The 16,783-nt window shown below is 71.8% G+C and carries 18 protein-coding genes; 7 read left to right on the plus strand and 11 right to left on the minus strand.

Going from position 1 to position 16,783, the window contains the following annotated elements; translation table 11 throughout:
* Positions 1-100: 100 nt before the first annotated feature.
* A complete protein-coding gene (gene coaBC / locus Q9S36_RS11825; RefSeq protein WP_311285308.1) occupies positions 101-1,342 on the minus strand; it encodes a bifunctional phosphopantothenoylcysteine decarboxylase/phosphopantothenate--cysteine ligase CoaBC in 1,242 nt (413 codons plus the stop codon).
* 42 nt (positions 1,343-1,384) lie between these two features.
* On the opposite strand from coaBC, the gene Q9S36_RS11830 reads away from it, so the two are divergent.
* Together Q9S36_RS11830 and Q9S36_RS11835 are read left to right on the plus strand one after the other, a co-directional pair.
* On the plus strand, positions 1,385-2,086 hold the full coding sequence (locus Q9S36_RS11830) for an NRDE family protein (RefSeq protein WP_311285309.1): 702 nt from the start codon (positions 1,385-1,387) through the stop codon (positions 2,084-2,086).
* Between the two features lie 33 nt (positions 2,087-2,119).
* Positions 2,120-2,761, plus strand: a complete 642-nt coding sequence (locus Q9S36_RS11835; RefSeq protein ID WP_311285310.1) for a YdeI/OmpD-associated family protein — start codon at positions 2,120-2,122, stop codon at positions 2,759-2,761.
* On the opposite strand, the gene Q9S36_RS11840 is transcribed toward Q9S36_RS11835, so the two are convergent.
* Entirely contained in the window at positions 2,744-3,673 is a 930-nt protein-coding gene (locus tag Q9S36_RS11840) for an NAD(P)/FAD-dependent oxidoreductase (RefSeq protein ID WP_311285311.1), read from the minus strand. The genes Q9S36_RS11835 and Q9S36_RS11840 overlap by 18 nt on opposite strands.
* Positions 3,674-3,740: 67 nt before the next feature.
* On the opposite strand from Q9S36_RS11840, the gene Q9S36_RS11845 reads away from it, so the two are divergent.
* Together Q9S36_RS11845 and Q9S36_RS11850 are read left to right on the plus strand one after the other, a co-directional pair.
* Positions 3,741-4,292 (plus strand): XRE family transcriptional regulator, encoded by a 552-nt coding sequence (locus tag Q9S36_RS11845; RefSeq protein WP_311285312.1) that lies wholly within the window; start codon positions 3,741-3,743, stop codon positions 4,290-4,292.
* A gap of 31 nt (positions 4,293-4,323) precedes the next feature.
* Positions 4,324-4,905, plus strand: coding sequence for a hypothetical protein (locus tag Q9S36_RS11850; protein WP_311285313.1), 582 nt, complete (start codon positions 4,324-4,326; stop codon positions 4,903-4,905).
* 3 nt (positions 4,906-4,908) lie between these two features.
* On the opposite strand, the gene Q9S36_RS11855 is transcribed toward Q9S36_RS11850, so the two are convergent.
* The gene (locus tag Q9S36_RS11855; RefSeq protein WP_311285314.1) at positions 4,909-5,283 is read right to left on the minus strand and encodes a VOC family protein; all 375 of its coding nucleotides are present in this window, start codon (positions 5,281-5,283) and stop codon (positions 4,909-4,911) included.
* A gap of 61 nt (positions 5,284-5,344) precedes the next feature.
* The gene (locus Q9S36_RS11860; protein WP_311285315.1) at positions 5,345-5,968 is read right to left on the minus strand and encodes a hypothetical protein; all 624 of its coding nucleotides are present in this window, start codon (positions 5,966-5,968) and stop codon (positions 5,345-5,347) included.
* A 240-nt stretch (positions 5,969-6,208) separates the two neighbouring features.
* Between Q9S36_RS11860 and Q9S36_RS11865 the strand changes: the two genes are divergently transcribed.
* Positions 6,209-7,450, plus strand: a complete 1,242-nt coding sequence (locus Q9S36_RS11865) for a DUF222 domain-containing protein (RefSeq protein WP_311285316.1) — start codon at positions 6,209-6,211, stop codon at positions 7,448-7,450.
* A 7-nt stretch (positions 7,451-7,457) separates the two neighbouring features.
* On the opposite strand, the gene Q9S36_RS11870 is transcribed toward Q9S36_RS11865, so the two are convergent.
* The 6 genes from Q9S36_RS11870 to cofE form a co-directional block, all read right to left on the minus strand.
* Entirely contained in the window at positions 7,458-7,814 is a 357-nt protein-coding gene (locus Q9S36_RS11870) for a hypothetical protein (protein ID WP_311285317.1), read from the minus strand.
* Positions 7,815-7,822: 8 nt separating this feature from the next.
* Entirely contained in the window at positions 7,823-9,505 is a 1,683-nt protein-coding gene (gene pgi / locus Q9S36_RS11875; RefSeq protein ID WP_217529290.1) for a glucose-6-phosphate isomerase, read from the minus strand.
* Between the two features lie 285 nt (positions 9,506-9,790).
* Positions 9,791-10,654 (minus strand): hypothetical protein, encoded by an 864-nt coding sequence (locus tag Q9S36_RS11880; protein WP_311285318.1) that lies wholly within the window; start codon positions 10,652-10,654, stop codon positions 9,791-9,793.
* The gene (locus Q9S36_RS11885; RefSeq protein ID WP_311285319.1) at positions 10,651-11,343 is read right to left on the minus strand and encodes a response regulator transcription factor; all 693 of its coding nucleotides are present in this window, start codon (positions 11,341-11,343) and stop codon (positions 10,651-10,653) included. The genes Q9S36_RS11880 and Q9S36_RS11885 overlap by 4 nt, the downstream gene beginning before the upstream one ends.
* Positions 11,331-12,602 (minus strand): histidine kinase, encoded by a 1,272-nt coding sequence (locus Q9S36_RS11890; RefSeq protein ID WP_311285320.1) that lies wholly within the window; start codon positions 12,600-12,602, stop codon positions 11,331-11,333. The genes Q9S36_RS11885 and Q9S36_RS11890 overlap by 13 nt, the downstream gene beginning before the upstream one ends.
* 63 nt (positions 12,603-12,665) lie before the next feature.
* The gene (gene cofE / locus Q9S36_RS11895) at positions 12,666-13,436 is read right to left on the minus strand and encodes a coenzyme F420-0:L-glutamate ligase (RefSeq protein WP_311285321.1); all 771 of its coding nucleotides are present in this window, start codon (positions 13,434-13,436) and stop codon (positions 12,666-12,668) included.
* 33 nt (positions 13,437-13,469) lie between these two features.
* Here cofE and cofD point away from each other — a divergent pair, with 33 nt between their 5' ends.
* The gene (cofD, locus tag Q9S36_RS11900) at positions 13,470-14,438 is read left to right on the plus strand and encodes a 2-phospho-L-lactate transferase (RefSeq protein WP_311285322.1); all 969 of its coding nucleotides are present in this window, start codon (positions 13,470-13,472) and stop codon (positions 14,436-14,438) included.
* A 15-nt stretch (positions 14,439-14,453) separates the two neighbouring features.
* On the opposite strand, the gene Q9S36_RS11905 is transcribed toward cofD, so the two are convergent.
* Entirely contained in the window at positions 14,454-15,800 is a 1,347-nt protein-coding gene (locus tag Q9S36_RS11905; protein WP_311285323.1) for an aminotransferase class I/II-fold pyridoxal phosphate-dependent enzyme, read from the minus strand.
* A 115-nt stretch (positions 15,801-15,915) separates the two neighbouring features.
* Here Q9S36_RS11905 and Q9S36_RS11910 point away from each other — a divergent pair, with 115 nt between their 5' ends.
* Positions 15,916-16,764, plus strand: coding sequence for a nitrilase-related carbon-nitrogen hydrolase (locus tag Q9S36_RS11910; protein ID WP_253036025.1), 849 nt, complete (start codon positions 15,916-15,918; stop codon positions 16,762-16,764).
* Positions 16,765-16,783: the final 19 nt, after the last annotated feature.

Below are 16,783 nucleotides of genomic sequence, written 5' to 3' on the forward strand. Positions count from 1 at the left end.
CCCGGAACGCCGGCGGCGTCGGTTCCGGGGACGCAACTGGTCGCTCGTGCGGCGGCACGCGGCACCCGGGTCCCCGGATCGGTCGGACCCCTCCAGCGCGTCAGCGCAGTCGACGCACGGCGTCCCACAGGGCGTCGGCCACGGCGCGCTTGGATCCCGACGCCTCCGCGACGACCTCGTCGGTCCCGTCGATGAACAGCGCCGCGTTCTCGGTGGCCTCGAAGCCCTGCTGCCAGCCGACGCGGTTGACGGTCAGCAGATCGACGCCCTTCCGCGCCCGCTTGCGGACGCCGCGTTCGCGGAGTTCGTCGTCGGAGTCGGCCGTCTCGGCGGCGAAGCCCACGATCGTCTGCCCGGGCCGGCGGCGCTCGACCAGGCCCGCGAGGATGTCGGGGGTCTCGACGAGGTCGAGGGTGATGGTGCCGTCCTCCTTGCGGATCTTGACGTCCGAGACCTCGGGCACCGAGAAGTCCGCGACGGCTGCGGCCATGACGACGACGTCCGCCTCGGATGCCGCAGCCCGGACGGCCGTGTCGAGCTCCGCCGCCGTCCCGGCGCGCTCGATCGTGATGCCGGGATGCCGCTCCGCATCGCCGAGCACGCCGTCGTCGACGTGCGCCGCGACGAGGTGCGCCCGTGCGCCGCGGTCGGCCGCCGCGACCGCCACGGCCACGCCCTGTCGTCCGCTCGAGCGGTTGCCGAGGTAGCGCACCGGATCGATCGGCTCGCGCGTGCCACCCGCCGACACGACGGCGCGGAGGCCGTCGAGGTCGCGGAGGTCATCGCGGTCGTGGGGGGCACCGGCATCCGTCGTCTGCTCGTCAACGGCCGCGAGGGCGGCCGCGACGATCTCGTCGGGCTCGACCATGCGGCCGGGGCCGCTGTCGCCGCCCGTGAGGGGACCGTCCGCCGGGCCCACGACGTGCACGCCGCGCTCGCGGAGGGTCGCGATGTTCGCCTGCGTCGCGGCGTGGTCCCACATGGCCGTGTGCATCGCCGGGGCGACGACCACCGGCGCGGTCGTCGCGAGGATGGTGACGCCGAGCAGGTTGTCGGAGATCCCGGCGGCCATCTTCGCGAGCGTGTTGGCGGTCGCCGGCGCGACGATCACGAGGTCGGCCTGCGTGCCGAGGGCGACGTGACGCACCTCGGCGACGTCGTCGTGCACGCTCGTCGTGACAGGATGGCGGCTGATCGCCTCCCACGTGGCGGTCCCCACGAAGCGGAGCGCGTCCTCGGTGGGAACAACGTGCACCTCGTGCCCGTTGGTCACCAGCGCACGGACCACCTGCACCGTCTTGTACGCGGCGATGCCGCCCGAGACGCCCACGACGACGAACATGGTCTGATCCTCCCACGGGGTCGGACGCGAAAGGCCGGAACGATGTGCACCGTCATCGTCCACGTCCCGGAGGATCCCGCCGCGGCGATCCGGCTGCTCGCCGTGCGCGACGAGGACCCAGGGCGCGCGTGGGATCCGCTCGGCGCCTGGTGGCCGGACCGTCCCGGTGTCATCGGGGTGCGCGACACCCGCGCGGGCGGCGCGTGGCTCGCGGCCGATCCCGCGGGCGCGCGGCTGGCGGTCGTCCTCAACCGCGCCGACCTCATCGACGACACCCTCGCGACGGGCTCGCGCGGGCACATCGTGCTCGACGCCGCCTCCGGGGGCGGACTGCCGGACGCCCCGCCGACCCATGGTTTCAACCTCCTGACGGTGACCCCCGGTCGTGCGCGCGTCGCGATGTGGGACGGTGCCTCCGTCCGCACCGTCGACCTCGCCCCGGGCGTGCACATGATCGCGCACGACGACGTCGACGACCCGAGGACCGCGCGCATCGTCGCGTGGCACGACGCCTTCGCCGCGCCCGCGGACGACGACTGGGTGGCGGACTGGCTGGGTGCCCTCGAGCGCACGACGGCGCTGCCCCCGACCGACGACCGCGCGATCATCCGCGACAACCGGCCGCACGGGTATCCGACGCTGTCGCTGCTCGTGTGCGCGGCATCCGTCTCCGCAGGCGGCGCCGCGGTCGTCTACGGCGAGCTCGACGAACCCGGCGCCTGGAACAGCCTGCAGCTGCGCTGAGCTGAGTCGGATGCCGGTGGTAGCTTCGCGACCATGGTGGAACCGGCATCCGAACCGATCTTCTTCACCTCGGCGACGGAGTTCGGCGACTGGCTCGAAGCCAACCACGCGACCGCTCCCGAGGTGTGGACGGTGTTCTACAAGAAGGGCGACCCGCGTCAGGGGCTGACGTGGGCCGACGCGGTGCCCGAGGCGCTGCGGTTCGGGTGGATCGACTCGATCAGCCGCGGCATCGGCGACGGCGCCCGCATCCAGCGGTGGACGCCGCGGAAACCTCGCTCGGTGTGGAGCGCCGTCAACATCGCGCACGTCAAACGCCTGCACGCCGAGGGACGGATGCATCCGGCCGGGCTGGCCGCCTATGGGAAGCGCACGGCCGACCTCACCGGGGTCTACTCGCACGAGCAGCGCAACGAGCTGACGGTGGAGCAGGCGGCATCCCTCGCCGCGAACCCTGCCGCCCAGGCGTTCTGGGACGCCGCGACACCGTCGTACCGGCGGGCGGTCGCGAACTGGGTGCAGAGCGCCAAGCGCGAGCAGACGCGCGCCGACCGGCTCGCGACGCTCGTCGAGGACTCCGCGGCCGGGCGGCTCGTGCCGTTCCAGCGCTACGGCGAGCCGCCCGCGTGGCTCGCACGTGCCGCCGCGGCGGCGGCCTCAGCCGCGCGCGAGTGACGCGGCCGCCGCATCCTCCGACACGAGCGCCGCGTTGAGCCCGGCACCCGCCATCGATCCCTGACCCATCGACAGCGGCACGTTGCCGAACGGCGTGACGACGTTGCCGGCGGCGAACACGCGCGGGTGGCTGGTGGCGCCGCGCATGTCGACACGGAGCCCCTCGCCCGGGGTGTCGGACACGGCGAGGGCCAGGTTCTCGGCGAAGGCGAGGCTCAGCCGGGGCGTCGGCGCGGTGAGCAAGGCGTCGATCGGGTGCGCGGTCCCGTCCGCCGTCACGGCTGCGACGATCGCGTCGTCCTCGGTGCGCAGTCGGGTGACGGGGGAGGTGACGATCCGGATGCCGCGCGCCGAGAAACGGCCTGCGACCGTCTCGTCGAGCTCGCCCATCGCGGCCGTGAACGCCGTCACGTCATCGCTCCACTGCCGGATGAGCTCGATCTGATGCGTGCTCGCGGGCGACGTCGCGAGCACGCCGAGGCGGCGGCCCGCGACCTCGTAGCCGTGGCAATACGGGCAGTGGAAGACGCCGCGCCCCCACTGCTCGCGGAGCCCGGGGATCTCGGGCAGGTCGTCGACGACACCCGTCGTGAGCACGACGCCCGGGGCGGAGACCTCCCCGCGCTCGTGGGTGACAGTGATCCGGTCACCGTCGTCGGCGAGCGACAGGACGTTGCCGTCGAGGAACTCGACCCCGTAGGCGCGTGCTTCGGCGCGTCCGGTCTCGAGGAGGTCGGCGGGGGAGCGGCCGTCGTGACCGAGGACGCCGTGCATGTGCGCGGCGAAACGGTTGCGGGGCGCGCCGGCGTCGATCACGAGGGTGCGGCGTCGGGCGCGGCCGAGCATCTGGGCGGCGCTGAGGCCGGCGGTGCCGCCGCCCACGATGACGGCGTCGTAGCGGATGTCTGTCATGACTCCATCCTGTGTCGGTGGCCGTGATTTCAGCAAACGGTCTTGCGAATATGGCAAACTGATCCGCATGGCGATGGATCTCAGCCGGGTCGGTGCGCGGCTGCGCGCGGCGCGGCAGCAGCGCGGATGGACCTTGGCCGACCTCGCGTCGAAGGCGGGGATGTCGACGAGCACGCTCTCTCGGCTGGAGTCCGGGCGACGCCGGGCATCCCTCGAACTGCTGCTTCCGCTCGTCTCGGTCCTCGATCTGCGTCTCGACGACCTCGTGCGCGGGGAGCCCGCCGACCCGCGGGTGCGGCGGGCGACCGAGCGGCGGCACGGCAGGGTGGTCGCCCCGCTGACGCTCGAGCACTCGCCGGTGCAGACGTACAAGATCCGCTTCCCCGCCTCCGGTGCCGCGCCGTCGCCGAAGGTCCACGACGGGGTGGAGTGGTTCTACGTCCTGAGCGGCACGATCCGGCTCGTGCTCGACGGGCGGGAGCACCTCATCGGGGTGGGCGAGGCGGCGGAGTTCGACACGCGCCTGCCGCACAGCATCAGCGCCAGCTCGGACGGCCCGGCCGAGGTGGTGAGCATCTTCAGCGCGTCGGGCGAGCGCATCCACGTGCACGGGGCGTGACGGTGTCGGGGGCCGGTCGTACGGTGTCGCCATGAAAGCCGATGAGCTGTTCCTCCAGGCGGATGCCGCGTTGCGCTCCGTCATCGATCGCATCGACGCGGCCGACCTGTCGAAGCCGGCGCCGCAGGAGTGGACGTCCACCCCTGACCCCACCTTCCGCGACATCCTCTTCGCGCACGCGTACGACGAGGCGTGGGTCCCCGATGTCCTCGCCGGGGAGTCGGTCGCCGACGGCGACGAGTTCCGGGACGCGGATCTGCTCAGCGACGACCCGATCGCGTCGTACGACCGGCTGAACGACACCGCGACCGCTGCGGTGCGCGACGGTTTGGAGCCCGGGACGGTGTTCCGCTTCCAGTACGGCGACTACCCCGCGAACGAGGGGTATGCGCACCTGGCGACGTACCGCGCGTTCCAGGCGTGGCTGATCGCGAAACGGCTCGGCATCCCGTTCCACCTGTCGCCGGAGCTCATCGAGGGGTTGAACGAGCACGTCGTGCCCCACGCCGACGAATGGCGCCAGTGGGGTGTGTTCCCGCCGGCGATCGAACCGCCCGCGGGTGCCGACGACGAGACGCGGCTGCTGTGCGCGGTGGGGTACTGGGAGTCCTGAACCTCAGCGCTCGTGCACGGCGAGCACGTTGCCGGCCGGGTCGCGGAACCATGCGATCACCGGGCCGCCCGTCTCGCGCATGATGCCCTTCGAGTCGGCGGGCATGTCGTCGTAGATCGCGGTCTCGACACCCTTCGTGTTGAGCTCGTCGACGGCGGCGTCGACGTCGTCGACGGGGAAGTTGAGGATCGTGAAGTCGGCGGGCTCATGGTGCGGCTTCGCATAGATGAGCACAGCGGCTCCCGACGCCAGGTGGAGCTGCAGGAAGCCGTTGTCGAGTGTGACGACCTCCAGGCCGAGGGTGTCGGCATAGAACTCTCGCGCCGCATCGATGTCGTCGACCGCGAAGCCGCTGTAGGCGTCGTCGCTCTGGAACATGGCCGTCTTCTTCGTCCGGGTGTGCGACCAGGGTCCCGCTGCGGCTGGGAGTTGTCCAGGGTCAGCGGTCCGGCGACGCGTTCGGCGAGGACAAGACGGGGACGGATGCCGGTCGCTCCGCCGCGGCCGCGACGAGGGCGATGATGCCCAGGCCGACGGTTCCGGCGAGGAATCCGAGCATCCCGAGCGCCGAGGCGAGACCGATCGTCTGCATGGCGGAGGCCTGGTCCATCATGAGGAGTTGGCCGATCGCGACGGATGCCACCTGGACGCCGAGCGCGATCGCCGGTGTCCAGCGCCACCGACGAGGCACGACACCGGCGCGCGCGATCTGCACCACGGCGACGAGGCTGAGCGCGAGCGGCATGAAGGTGGTGACCTCCCACGGGATGAGGGGTGTCGGGTTCATCGGGTCCTGGAAGAGGCCGATGACCCGCACGGCCAGAGGGCTCACGGCGACCAGGGCGAGCGTGATCGTGCCGAGCGGCCGGCGGGCGGTGATGCTGTCGTGCGCCGACGATCCGATCGCGAACACGAGGACCGCCGCCGCCCACAGCAGATCGACGAGGAATGCCAGCGTGTCGGTGAGCGAAGAGCCGAGGGTCGCGCTGAGAAGGATGCCGGCGACACCGGACCCGATCAGGCCGATGCCGCCGATCGTCCACGTGAGTCTGCGTCCGCGCATGTCAGCACGCTATCGGGTCGGGGCGCGGAGGCGGGGCGGCGGGTCTCGCCTGTCACAACTCGCCGTGGGGTGGTGTGATTCGCGACAGGGGAAGGGGATGCCCGCGCGTCGTCGGCGCTCGCCTGTCGCAACTCGCCGTGGGGTGATGTGACTGGCGACAGGGGAAGTTCGGATGCCGGGCTTCGGCGGTGTGGTCTCGGTGTCGGAATCGATGTCGGAACCCCCTCCTAGTCTGGGACTATGTCCAGTTCAGCCGATCGTCGCGATGAGGTCCCGGAGGGGATCCCGACGACCCTGGACTGGGTGGTGATGTGCGCCGATATGGCGACCGTGCATGCCGCGCAGCGGTACGCGTGCATCGTCGAGTTGTGGGACGACGCGATCGCCGACGCGCGCCGTCGGGAGGAACCGGTCGCGTTCGTGGAACGGTCGGTGCGGCTCGAGGTCGCCGCCGCGTTGCGGATCACCGAGCACGCCGCGGGACGGTTGATGGGTGTCGGGCACGCGCTGCTGCGTCGGTACCCGAAGGTGTGGGAGGCGATGAGCCGTGCGGACATCACCGACACCCACGCGACGATCATCGTCGACGGTCTGGATCAGCTCGACGACGTGACCGCGGGGCTCGTGTCTGAGGTCCTGAGCCTCGCGGAAGAACTCCCGACCGGGCCGTTCCGGCGCGCGATGAAACGCATCGTCGACCGCGAGCAGGAAGCGACCCTCGCCGAACAGCACGCCGCCGCCGTCGCACACCGATACGTGCGGGTGGATGCGGGGGTGGATGGGATGGCGTGGCTCACCGCGCACCTGCCCGCAGTCGAAGCACACGCGATCGCCGGCAGGCTCACCGCGATCGCGAAAACCCTGACCGCACCCGACGATGAGCGGACGTTGGATCAGAAGCGCGCCGATGTGTTCGGGGACCTCCTCCTCGACGGCGAAACCGACGCGTTGCCCGATACCGCGCGCGGTATCCGCCCGACGGTGGCGGTCACCGTCCCCGCCCTCACGCTCCTCACCGGTGACGGCCCTGCCGCGCAGGTCGACGGTGTCGGCCCGATCCCCCTCGACCGCGCCCGCGAACTGTGCGGAGCAGCATCCGGGTGGATGCGGGTGCTCACCCACCCCGAAACCGGGGTCGTCCTCTCTGTCGGGCGCGAGCAGTACCGCCCACCGGCCGACCTGCGACGGCTGGTCACCTGGCGGGCCGCCCGGTGCATGGCACCCGGCTGCGGAATCCCGGCCGACCGGTGCGACCTCGACCACACCATCGACTGGCACCACGGCGGGAACACCGCCGCCGACAACCTCGCCCCGCTGTGCCGCGGGCACCACACCCTCAAACACCAATCCGACTGGCAGGTCAGAGCAAAACCCGGCGGCGCACTCGAATGGACCTCACCCGCCGGCCGGGTCTACCTCGTGAGGCCCGAACGCCGCATCCCCACCTTCACCACCGACCCACCCGGACCACCACCGTTCTAGCCGAGGGTCAGTCCGTCACCTCTACGGTCACGATGAAGCCGTCGTCAGATACGTCGATGAGGCGGTCGGTGTACAGCTCGATGACGTCACCCGCGTCGTCTTCGTCCATCCCGCGGAGGGCGCGCCCGCTGGGCACACGTGCGATCGTCGTGCGCGAACCATCTCGCTCGATGGCCTCCAGCTCCACGATCGTGCCGGTGACGTCGATGACCTCGGGGCCCTCCGTCTCATCCAAGCCGTGATGCGTCTCGAGGAATGGACCGTCGGGCACGGGGATCACGGTCCATTCCACGTTCGTGAACCGGACGAGCTCAGGGCCGCAACAGTCGTGCTCCCAGCCACCGACCTCGATCTCGAGGCGCATCAGGCCCCTCAGGCCCGGTGGTCGCGGTAGTACTCCAGCAGCGCCTTGGTCGAGGCATCCTGCGACTCGAACGCGTCGCTGTCGCCCTCGATCGCCGGCGCGATCTGCATCGCGAGCTGCTTGCCGAGCTCCACACCCCACTGGTCGAACGAGTTGATGCCCCAGATCACGCCCTGCGTGAAGGTGATGTGCTCGTACAGCGCGACGAGCTCGCCGAGCACACGCGGGGTCAGCGACGGCGCGAAGATCGACGTCGTCGGACGGTTGCCCGGGAACGTCCGCGCCGCGACGAGCGCACCGGTCGTGCCCTCGGCCTCGACCTCCTCGGCCGTCTTGCCGAACGCCAGCGCCTTCGTCTGCGCCAGGAAGTTCGCCAAGAACAGTCCGTGCACGTCACGATCACCGTCCGTCAGCGCGTACGCCGGGTTCGCGAACGCGATGAAGTCCGCCGGGATCAGCCGCGTGCCCTGGTGGATCAGCTGGTAGAACGCGTGCTGGCCGTTCGTCCCCGGCTCACCCCAGAACACCTCGCCGGTGTCGGTCGTGACGGGGGAGCCGTCCCAGCGCACCGACTTGCCGTTCGACTCCATCGTCAGCTGCTGCAGGTACGCGGCGAACCGGCTCAGCTGCTGCGCGTACGGCAGCACCGCGTGCGACTGCGCGCCCAGGAAGTTCGTGTACCAGACGTTCAACAACCCCATCAGGACCGGGACGTTCTGCGCCAGCGGCGTCGTCCGCACGTGCTCGTCCACGGCGTGGAACCCGGCCAGCAGCTCGCGGAACGTGTCGGGTCCGAACTCGATCACGAGCGACAGCCCGATCGCCGAATCCACCGAGTAGCGGCCACCCACCCAGTCCCAGAAGCCGAACGCGTTCGCCGTGTCGATCCCGAACTCCGCGACCTTGTCGAGCGCCGTCGACACCGCGACGAAATGGTGGGCGACGGCATCCTTCTTCTGCTCGTCGCTGCCGTCGATCGCCCCCGCCGACGCGAGGCCCTCCCACAGCCAGTCCCTCGCGAGGCGCGCGTTCGTCAGCGTCTCGAGCGTCGTGAACGTCTTCGACGCGACGATGAACAGCGTCGTCTCGGGGTCGAGGTCCTTCGTCTTCGACGCGATGTCGAACGGGTCGATGTTCGAGACGAAGCGTGCCGAGATGCCGGCATCCGCATACGGCTCCAGCGCCGCCGAGATCATCACCGGGCCGAGGTCCGACCCGCCGATACCGATGTTGACGACCGTCTCGACCTTCTTGCCCGTGATGCCGGTGAACTCACCCGACCGCACCCGTCCGGCGAACTCCGCCATCGCGTCGAGCACGCCCTGCACATCGGCGTCCACGTCCTGGCCATCGACCGTCAGCGACGGCACGGCGTCGGCCGGACGGCGCAGCGCGGTGTGCAGCACGGCGCGGTCCTCGGTCGTGTTGATGTGCTCGCCCGCGAGCATCGCGGCGTACCGCTCGGCGACACCGGTCTGCTCGGCGAGACGCACCAGCGCGGCGACGACCTCGTCGGTCACGAGGTTCTTCGACAGGTCGACGTGCAGATCCGCGACGTCGTGCGTCAGCTTGGCGACGCGCTCCGGGTCCGACGCGAACCAGCCGCGGAGGTCCGGGGTGAAGCCCGCCTTCAGCGACTCGAGTTCAGCCCAGGCGGAGGTGGTGGTGGCATCGATCGGAGCGTTGGTCACCCCTCAACGCTACTCACGTTATCGAGCCTCCGTCCACGCATGACAGACGCGCCGATCCGGCCCTCCGCCAGTGTCACCACCTCATCGACCTCCCCGAGTTCGCCGAGGTCGTGCGTCACGACGACGACCGCCGCGCCCCTGCCCGTCGCGACGCGCAGAGCGGATGCCTGGCGAGCCGCGCCAGCCCGACCGCGTCGGCTGACCTACGAAGCATCGAGCCGACGCGAAGTGCTGCCTCCACGGGGTGTGGAGCGCACTTCGCGTCGGCTCGTGGCGCGAAGCGGGTCAGTCGGCGGGGCGGAAGGTGGCGGAGCCGGCGGAGACCTGCACGTCGACGGTGCGGGTGGCGCCGTCGGAGGTGTCGAGCTGGTTGTCGAACGAGCCCGCCGAGACGTCGGAGGTCACGTCGTACGGCTCGTTCGGGACGGTCGCGACGAGGGTGCCGGCGCTGACGTCGGCCCGGATCTCGTCGAGCGCGCTGCCCGTCAGGTCGGCGATGATCTGGCCGGCGCCGATCGTGAGGTTCGCGCGCGCGGCGCCGTCGACGCGCACATCCGCCTCGCCGGCGCTGACGTCGACCCGCACGTCGTCGGCGGTGCCCGAGACGTCCGCGTCACCCGCGCCGACGTGCAACTCGAGGCGTCCGTAGGTTCCGTCGGCGGTGAGCGAGCCCGCCGAGACGTCGAAGTCCGCGTCGAGCCGCTGCTGCTCCATCGCGGCGGGAAGGGTCAGGGTGGCCCGGTTGTCGTCCCAGCCGAGCCCGACCTGGAACGCCCACCAGGGACGGTCGTTGGTGAGGCTGAGGGTCGCGCCGCGCCGCTCGAGCCTCCAATTCCCGTCGCCGCGGGCGACCTCGAGGATCGCCTGGTCGACGTCGGCGTACTGCACCACCACGTGGCCCGCCGAGACGTCGAGCGAGAGGGCGTCCACCCCGCTCGTGTCGGCGGTTCCGCCGCCGGTGCCGCGAACGGACGCGGCGTAGGCGATCGAGCCGATTCCCGACACCAGTGCGCCGAGCAGCAGCACGCCGCCCAGGCACATCGCGATGATGGCGACGATCTGCGCCGACGGGCGCGGCGGCTGCGGCTGCGGCGGCTGCGCGCCGGTGGGTGCCGACGCGGTGGGCGGGGGAGTGAGGTCGATGCTCATCGGAGTGTTCCGTTCTGATCGGGATGCCCGGGGGCGGGCGGTGCGCTGTGTTCGAGGTGGACGAGCGCCGCGAGCACCCGTCGGTTGCCGTGCTCGTCCTGTTCGAGGCCGAGCTTCTGGAAGAGGGAGGTGATGTACTTCTCGACGCTCGCCTCCGAGACGAACAGCGCCGCCGCGATCGCGGCGTTGCTCTTGCCCTCGGCGATGAGCGCGAGCACCGAGCGTTCGCGATCGGTGAGGCGCGACATCCGCTCGTCCCGGGCGCGGCGCGTCAGCAGTTGCGCCACCACCTCTGGGTCGAGGACCGTCGCGCCGCCGGCGATCCGATCGATCGAGTCGAGGAAGTCCCGCACATCGGCGACCCGGTCCTTCAGCAGGTAGCCGAGGGCGGCGTTCTGGCCGGTGATGAGGTCGCTCGCGTAGCGCTCCTCCACGTACTGGCTGAGCACCAGGACGGGGAGGGTCGGATGCTGCGCCCGCAGCGTCAGCGCCGCCCGGATGCCCTCGTCGGTGAAGGTCGGCGGCAGCCGCACGTCGAGGATGCAGAGCTCGGGCCCGGTCTCGGTCACCGTGTCGACGAGGGCGTCGGCGTGGGGGAGGGCTGCGACGACGGTGTGACCGGCGTCCTCGAGCACGCGCACCAGGCCTTCGCGTAGCAGCGTGGAGTCCTCGCAGATCAGGATGCGCACGGGACCGTCACCTCCAGGGACGTCGGCCCACCGGCCGGGCTGTCGAGTGTCGCGGTGCCGCCGGCGGCGAGCACCCGGTTCATGATCCCGTCGAGGCCGCCGCCGGGGAGCACGCGAGCCCCGCCGATGCCGTTGTCCTCGACGCGCGCCCAGATGAGGCGGCCGGTCTGGGCGTCGCCGCGGCTGCGGACCACGACGCGCACCTCGGTGGCGCGGGCGTGCTTGGCGGCGTTGGTGAGGGACTCGGCGATGACGAAGTAGACCGCGGCCTCCGAGGTGGCGCTGCACCTCTCGTCGAGGCGGACGTCGAGGGCGACGGGCACGTGCGACCGTGCCGCGAGGGCCGAGAGGGCGGCATCCAGTCCCCGGTCGTCGAGGACAGACGCATGGATGCCGCGGGCCAACTGTCGCAGCTCGGTGATGGCGGCCTTCGTCGAGGTGTGCGCCTCGTCGATCAGCGCCTTCGCGGCGACCGGGTCGGAGTCGATCTTCTGCTGCGCGAGCCCCAAGGTCATCCCGACCGAGACGAGCCGCGGCTGGACGCCGTCGTGCAGGTCGCGTTCGATGCGGGTGCGCTCGACCTCGCTGGCGCGCACCGCGCCGGCACGCTGCGCGCCGGCGGCACGCGCCTGCTCGGCGAGGACGGCCTCGCGCGAGGGGACGAGGATCGACCGGGTCAGCAGGTCGTCGAGGAGGGAGATCCCGAAGAGGATGCCGAGGCTCACCAGGGCCGCGACGACGCCCCCGGCGACGGCCCAGCCGTCCGCGACGGCGATCCCGGTAAGGGGCAGCGTGCCGCCCGCATCCCCGGTCAGCGGCGAGAACGCGAGGCCGACCGACCCGATGACCGCCCAGGTCGCTCCGATGACGATCCACCCGAGGACGGTGGCGATCGCGAGGCTGCCGATGCCGCGCCACATCCCGCCGTCGACGAACTGCAGCCACAGGGTGCGGAGCAGTCCGCGGAACCCGGGCTGCCCGCTCGTGCGGATCCGCAGCTGCGGGATGCCGTGCCGGTACAGGCCCTCGGCGCGTTCGTGCTCGAGCCACGACGCCGCCCACGCGAGGTACAGCGCCGCGACGAGGAAGAGGATGCCGATGCCGAGGACGAGCACTGTGCCGATCCCCGTGCTGACCAGGGTGACGACGGTGGTGAGGATGCCGGTGCCCGCCACCGCGACGGCGGCCAGCTGCGCGAGGGCGCCGAGGCGCCGCAGCGGCCGGAGCCGTCGGGGCGGGACGGAGGTGTCGGAAGTCATGTCACCACGCTAGGGGCGGGGTCCGCGGGCCACATCGGGGCCGTCCGGAGACCTCCGTTCGGGTTATCCCCCGGCCTGGGCGAGGCCGTCGGCGTGGCCGCGGGCGTACGCCTCGCGCGTTCCCTCACCGAACAGGTCCCGCTCGGCGGGCCGCACGATCGAGCGGGCGCCGGGCAGGTCGAGGTCGCCGACGAGGTCGCCGCGGCCCCGGACGACGGCCACCGGCATCCCGCTCGACTTGCGCTTGACGAGGTCGGCCGCGCCGGCGAGCTCGTCGGCGACGCAGGGGAGCGTGACGGCGAGGGGGCGGCCCGAGGCATCCGTCGCGCCGCGCAGGTCCTCGATGACGACCACTCCGGCCGCGCCGATCGCGCTGTCGGTCTGGCCTTCGCGCCACGCGCGGCCCAGGGTGTCCGAGACGATCACGCCGATGCGGGCGCCGGTCCGTTCGCGGATGCCGGCGGCCAGCGCGCGCCCCGAGGCGTCGGGGTCTTCGGGCAGCAGCAGGATGAGCCCGTCGGGGGTGTTGCTCGCGTCGACGCCCGCTGCGGCGGCGACGATGCCGAGGCGGCTCTCGACGATGCGGACCGTGCCGGCGTCGTTCTCGGCCACGATCCGCACGGTCTCCTCAGCGATCGCGGCATCCCGCTCGGCGGCGGGACGGTAGCGGCCCTCGGCCTTGGAGACGATCTTGCTCGTGACGACGAGGATGTCGCCGTCCGCGAGCGTGCCGGCCGCGGCCCGGACGATCTCGTCGACGAGGTCCACGCCGGGCGTGATCTCGCCGATGCCGACGAGCGGCCAGACAGTGAGCGGGGCGGGGGTGTCGGGCATCGGCCCAGGATACGGCGACCGTACCCTGGGGGAGTGACCCCGACTGCTGCGCCCCGCGTCGTCCTGCTCGCCGGCGGTGTCGGCGGCTCGACCTTCGCCACCGGCCTCCGCGACGAGCTCCGGGCTCGGGGCGGCGATCTCGCCGTCGTCTGCAACACCGGCGACGACCTGTGGCTGAGCGGGCTCCGCCTGCAGCCCGACGTCGACTCGATGCTCTACGCGCTCGCCGGCGTGAAGGACCTCGCGCAGGGGTGGGGGCGCGCCGGCGACTCGCGCCGCGTCGCCGATGAACTGGCCGCGTGGAACGTCGGCTGGGAGTGGTTCCTGCTCGGCGACCTCGATCTCGGCGCGCACATCGCGCGCACGTCGTGGCTGCGCGAGGGCCTCACCCCGACCGAGGCGATCGCGCGGCTGCAGGCCCGGTGGGACCTCGGCGCGACCCTCCTGCCGATGACCGACACCGAGGTCGACACCCACGTCGTGCTGGATGCCGGGCGCATGCACTTCCAGGAGTGGTGGACCCGCCACCGCGCCAGGCTCGAGCCCGTCCGCTTCGAGAACCCCGGCATCGATGCGTCCGTCCCCGCGCCCGGCGTGCGGGACGCGATCGCGGCGGCCGACGCGATTCTCGTCGCCCCCTCGAACCCCATCGTCTCGATCGGTCCGATCCTCGCCGTCCCCGGCCTGGCGGACGCGCTCCGTGCCGCGTCCGCGCCGGTCGTCGGGGTCTCGCCGATCATTGGCGACGCGCCCGTCCGCGGCATGGCCGACGTGTGCCTGCGCGTCGCGGGCGTGCCCTGCACGGCGGCCGGCGTCGCCGGCCACTACGGCGCGCGCGGCGGCGGCGTCCTCGACGCGTGGCTCATCGCCGAAGAGGATGCGGCGGCCGCGGCATCCGTCGACGCCCTCGGCATCGCGGCGCATGTCGAACCGCTCTGGATGTCGGATGCCGCCCGCACCCGCGCGCTCGCCGTCGCCGCGCTCGGCGCCGCGGGGCTCTGAGCGCGAACGCCGCCCTCAGCCCACCGCCGGGGCCTGCGCCGCCTCGGCCAGCGCCTCGGCGACCAGGCGCACGTTCGCGGTGAGGGCACCCGCGGTGACCCGGATGTGCGGCGTGGTCGCCTCGTCGGTCGGCGCGCGGTAGGGGGCGCCGGCCGAGACCGCGATGCCCGAGACGGCGAGCCGCATCCGGGCGGCGCGCTCGTCGACGACCGGCACCCACAGGTTGATGCCGTCCGGGTCGCCGACGTCCACGCCGAACCGTCGGAGTGCAGAGGCCATGCTGTCGAGGCGGTCGCGGTAGATCAGTCGTGCGGTGCGCACCCGCGCGACCGCGCCAGGGTCGGTGAGCAGGCCCAGCAGCACGGTCTGCAGCAGGCGCGAGGTCCACCCGGGGCCCAGCATCCGCCTCGCCACGAGACGCTCGACCACGCGCGCCGGGCCGCCCAGGGCGGCGATGCGCAGGTCGGGGCCGTGGGATTTCGAGAAGCTCCGGACGTGCACGACCTGCCCCGGGATCCATCGTGCGAGGGTCACATCGGGGGCCGACGATATGAGGGCGGAGTGGTCGTCCTCGATCACCGTCACGCGACGCCCGTCGGGGGTGTTCATGATGAGCTGCGCGAGCACGCGGGCGCGCTCGACGGTCATCGAGATGCCGGTCGGGTTCTGCGCCCGCGGCTGCAGCACGATCGCGGTGGGCTTCCGGGCGAGCGCTCGCGAGAGCGAGCCGGGCGTCACGCCGTCGCGGTCGAGGGCCAGCGGGATCGGCTCGGCGCCGAGGGCATCGAGCAGGTCGAAGAAGTACGGGAATCCGGGCGACTCCACCGCGACGCGGTCACCGAAGCGGACGACCTGCTCGAGGGTCCGCGAGATGCCGTCGAGGGCCCCGTCGACGACGGTGAAGGTCTCGATGCCCGGCGCCGGCCACGTCTCGGCGATGTGCGCGTGGAGCTCGGGCAGCACCGGCAGGTCGTGGTAGCGACCGGTGTCGGCGCGGGGCGCCACGTGCGAGAAGGCGTTCTCGAGCGCCGGGAGCATCGCCGGGTCGGGTGTGCCGTGCGAGAGATCCAGCCGCACCGGCTGTGCGCTCCCGGCGAGGCCCTGCACGCGCGGGCTCAGCCACTCGCGCGGTTCGGCGCGCACGAAGCTGCCGGCGCGACCGCGCGAGACGATCGTCCCGGCATCCGACAACGCGCGCCACGCGGCCGCGATCGTGCCCGCCGAGACACCTAGGGCCGCCGCCATCTCGCGCACCGTCGGCAGACGCTCGCCCGGCTCGAGCGAGCCGTCGGCCACGAGACGCGCGATCTCGCCCGCCATGCCCAGCGGGGTGCGGGACTCGAGCGACTCGGGGCGCAGCATCCGTCGTCCTCACGTGCGGGGAGGTGTCCAGAGGATTAACGACCGCGACACATCCGGAAACTGTCGAGAAATGTTCAAGCAGGACAGTAACAGAACCGAGGGAAGGAAGACCGAGATGGCAACGGTGAGAGCGGCGATCACGCAGACGACGTGGACCGGCGACAAGGAGTCGATGCTCGACAAGCACGAGCAGTTCGCGCGGGAGGCCGCAGCGCAGGGCGCTCAGGTCATCTGCTTCCAGGAGCTCTTCTACGGTCCGTACTTCGGCATCACGCAGGAGAAGAAGTACTACCGCTACGCCGAGCCCGTCGACGGCCCCATCGTGCAGCGCTTCGCCGCGCTCGCGAAGGAGCTGAACATGGTCATGGTCCTCCCCATCTACGAAGAGGCGCAGACCGGCGTGTACTACAACACGGCGGTGGTGGTGGATGCCGACGGCACGATCCTTGGCTCGTACCGCAAGCACCACATCCCGCACGTCGAGAAGTTCTGGGAGAAGTTCTACTTCCGTCCGGGAAACCTGGGGTACCCCGTCTTCGACACCGCGGTCGGCAAGGTCGGCGTCATCATCTGCTACGACCGGCACTTCCCCGAGGCGTGGCGCGAGCTCGGTCTCAACGGCGCCCACCTCGCCTTCAACCCGAACGCGACGAAGCCGGGTCTGTCGAACCGCCTGTGGGAGGTGGAACAGCCCGCCGCCGCCGTCGCCAACGGCTACTTCGTCCTCGCCCCCAACCGCGTCGGCCGCGAGGACAACGAGTACGGCGACGAGGCGGTCACCTTCTACGGCACCAGCCAGATCGTCGACCCGCGCGGCAACTACGTCGGCGCGCTCGGCTCGGGCACCGACGAGGAGATTCTCATCCGCGACCTCGACATGGACCTCGTCCGCGAGATGCGCGACGACTGGCAGTTCTACCGCGACCGCCGCCCCGACTCGTACGCCGAGATCGTCGCCCCGTAACCGCACGGCACATCGGAGG

It is taken from the genome of Microbacterium sp. ARD31 (assembly GCF_031844425.1).

Excerpts from the sequence above, each read along its gene's own strand:
- coaBC (WP_311285308.1), bottom strand. The coding sequence starts at position 1,342 with ATGTTCGTCGTCGTGGGCGTCTCGGGCGGCATCGCCGCGTACAAGACG.
- Q9S36_RS11830 (WP_311285309.1), top strand. The coding sequence starts at position 1,385 with ATGTGCACCGTCATCGTCCACGTCCCGGAGGATCCCGCCGCGGCGATC.
- Q9S36_RS11835 (WP_311285310.1), top strand. The coding sequence starts at position 2,120 with ATGGTGGAACCGGCATCCGAACCGATCTTCTTCACCTCGGCGACGGAG.
- Q9S36_RS11840 (WP_311285311.1), bottom strand. The coding sequence starts at position 3,673 with ATGACAGACATCCGCTACGACGCCGTCATCGTGGGCGGCGGCACCGCC.
- Q9S36_RS11845 (WP_311285312.1), top strand. The coding sequence starts at position 3,741 with ATGGCGATGGATCTCAGCCGGGTCGGTGCGCGGCTGCGCGCGGCGCGG.
- Q9S36_RS11850 (WP_311285313.1), top strand. The coding sequence starts at position 4,324 with ATGAAAGCCGATGAGCTGTTCCTCCAGGCGGATGCCGCGTTGCGCTCC.
- Q9S36_RS11855 (WP_311285314.1), bottom strand. The coding sequence starts at position 5,283 with ATGTTCCAGAGCGACGACGCCTACAGCGGCTTCGCGGTCGACGACATC.
- Q9S36_RS11860 (WP_311285315.1), bottom strand. The coding sequence starts at position 5,968 with ATGCGCGGACGCAGACTCACGTGGACGATCGGCGGCATCGGCCTGATC.
- Q9S36_RS11865 (WP_311285316.1), top strand. The coding sequence starts at position 6,209 with ATGTCCAGTTCAGCCGATCGTCGCGATGAGGTCCCGGAGGGGATCCCG.
- Q9S36_RS11870 (WP_311285317.1), bottom strand. The coding sequence starts at position 7,814 with ATGCGCCTCGAGATCGAGGTCGGTGGCTGGGAGCACGACTGTTGCGGC.
- Q9S36_RS11880 (WP_311285318.1), bottom strand. The coding sequence starts at position 10,654 with ATGAGCATCGACCTCACTCCCCCGCCCACCGCGTCGGCACCCACCGGC.
- Q9S36_RS11890 (WP_311285320.1), bottom strand. The coding sequence starts at position 12,602 with ATGACTTCCGACACCTCCGTCCCGCCCCGACGGCTCCGGCCGCTGCGG.
- cofE (WP_311285321.1), bottom strand. The coding sequence starts at position 13,436 with ATGCCCGACACCCCCGCCCCGCTCACTGTCTGGCCGCTCGTCGGCATC.
- Q9S36_RS11905 (WP_311285323.1), bottom strand. The coding sequence starts at position 15,800 with ATGCTGCGCCCCGAGTCGCTCGAGTCCCGCACCCCGCTGGGCATGGCG.
- Q9S36_RS11910 (WP_253036025.1), top strand. The coding sequence starts at position 15,916 with ATGGCAACGGTGAGAGCGGCGATCACGCAGACGACGTGGACCGGCGAC.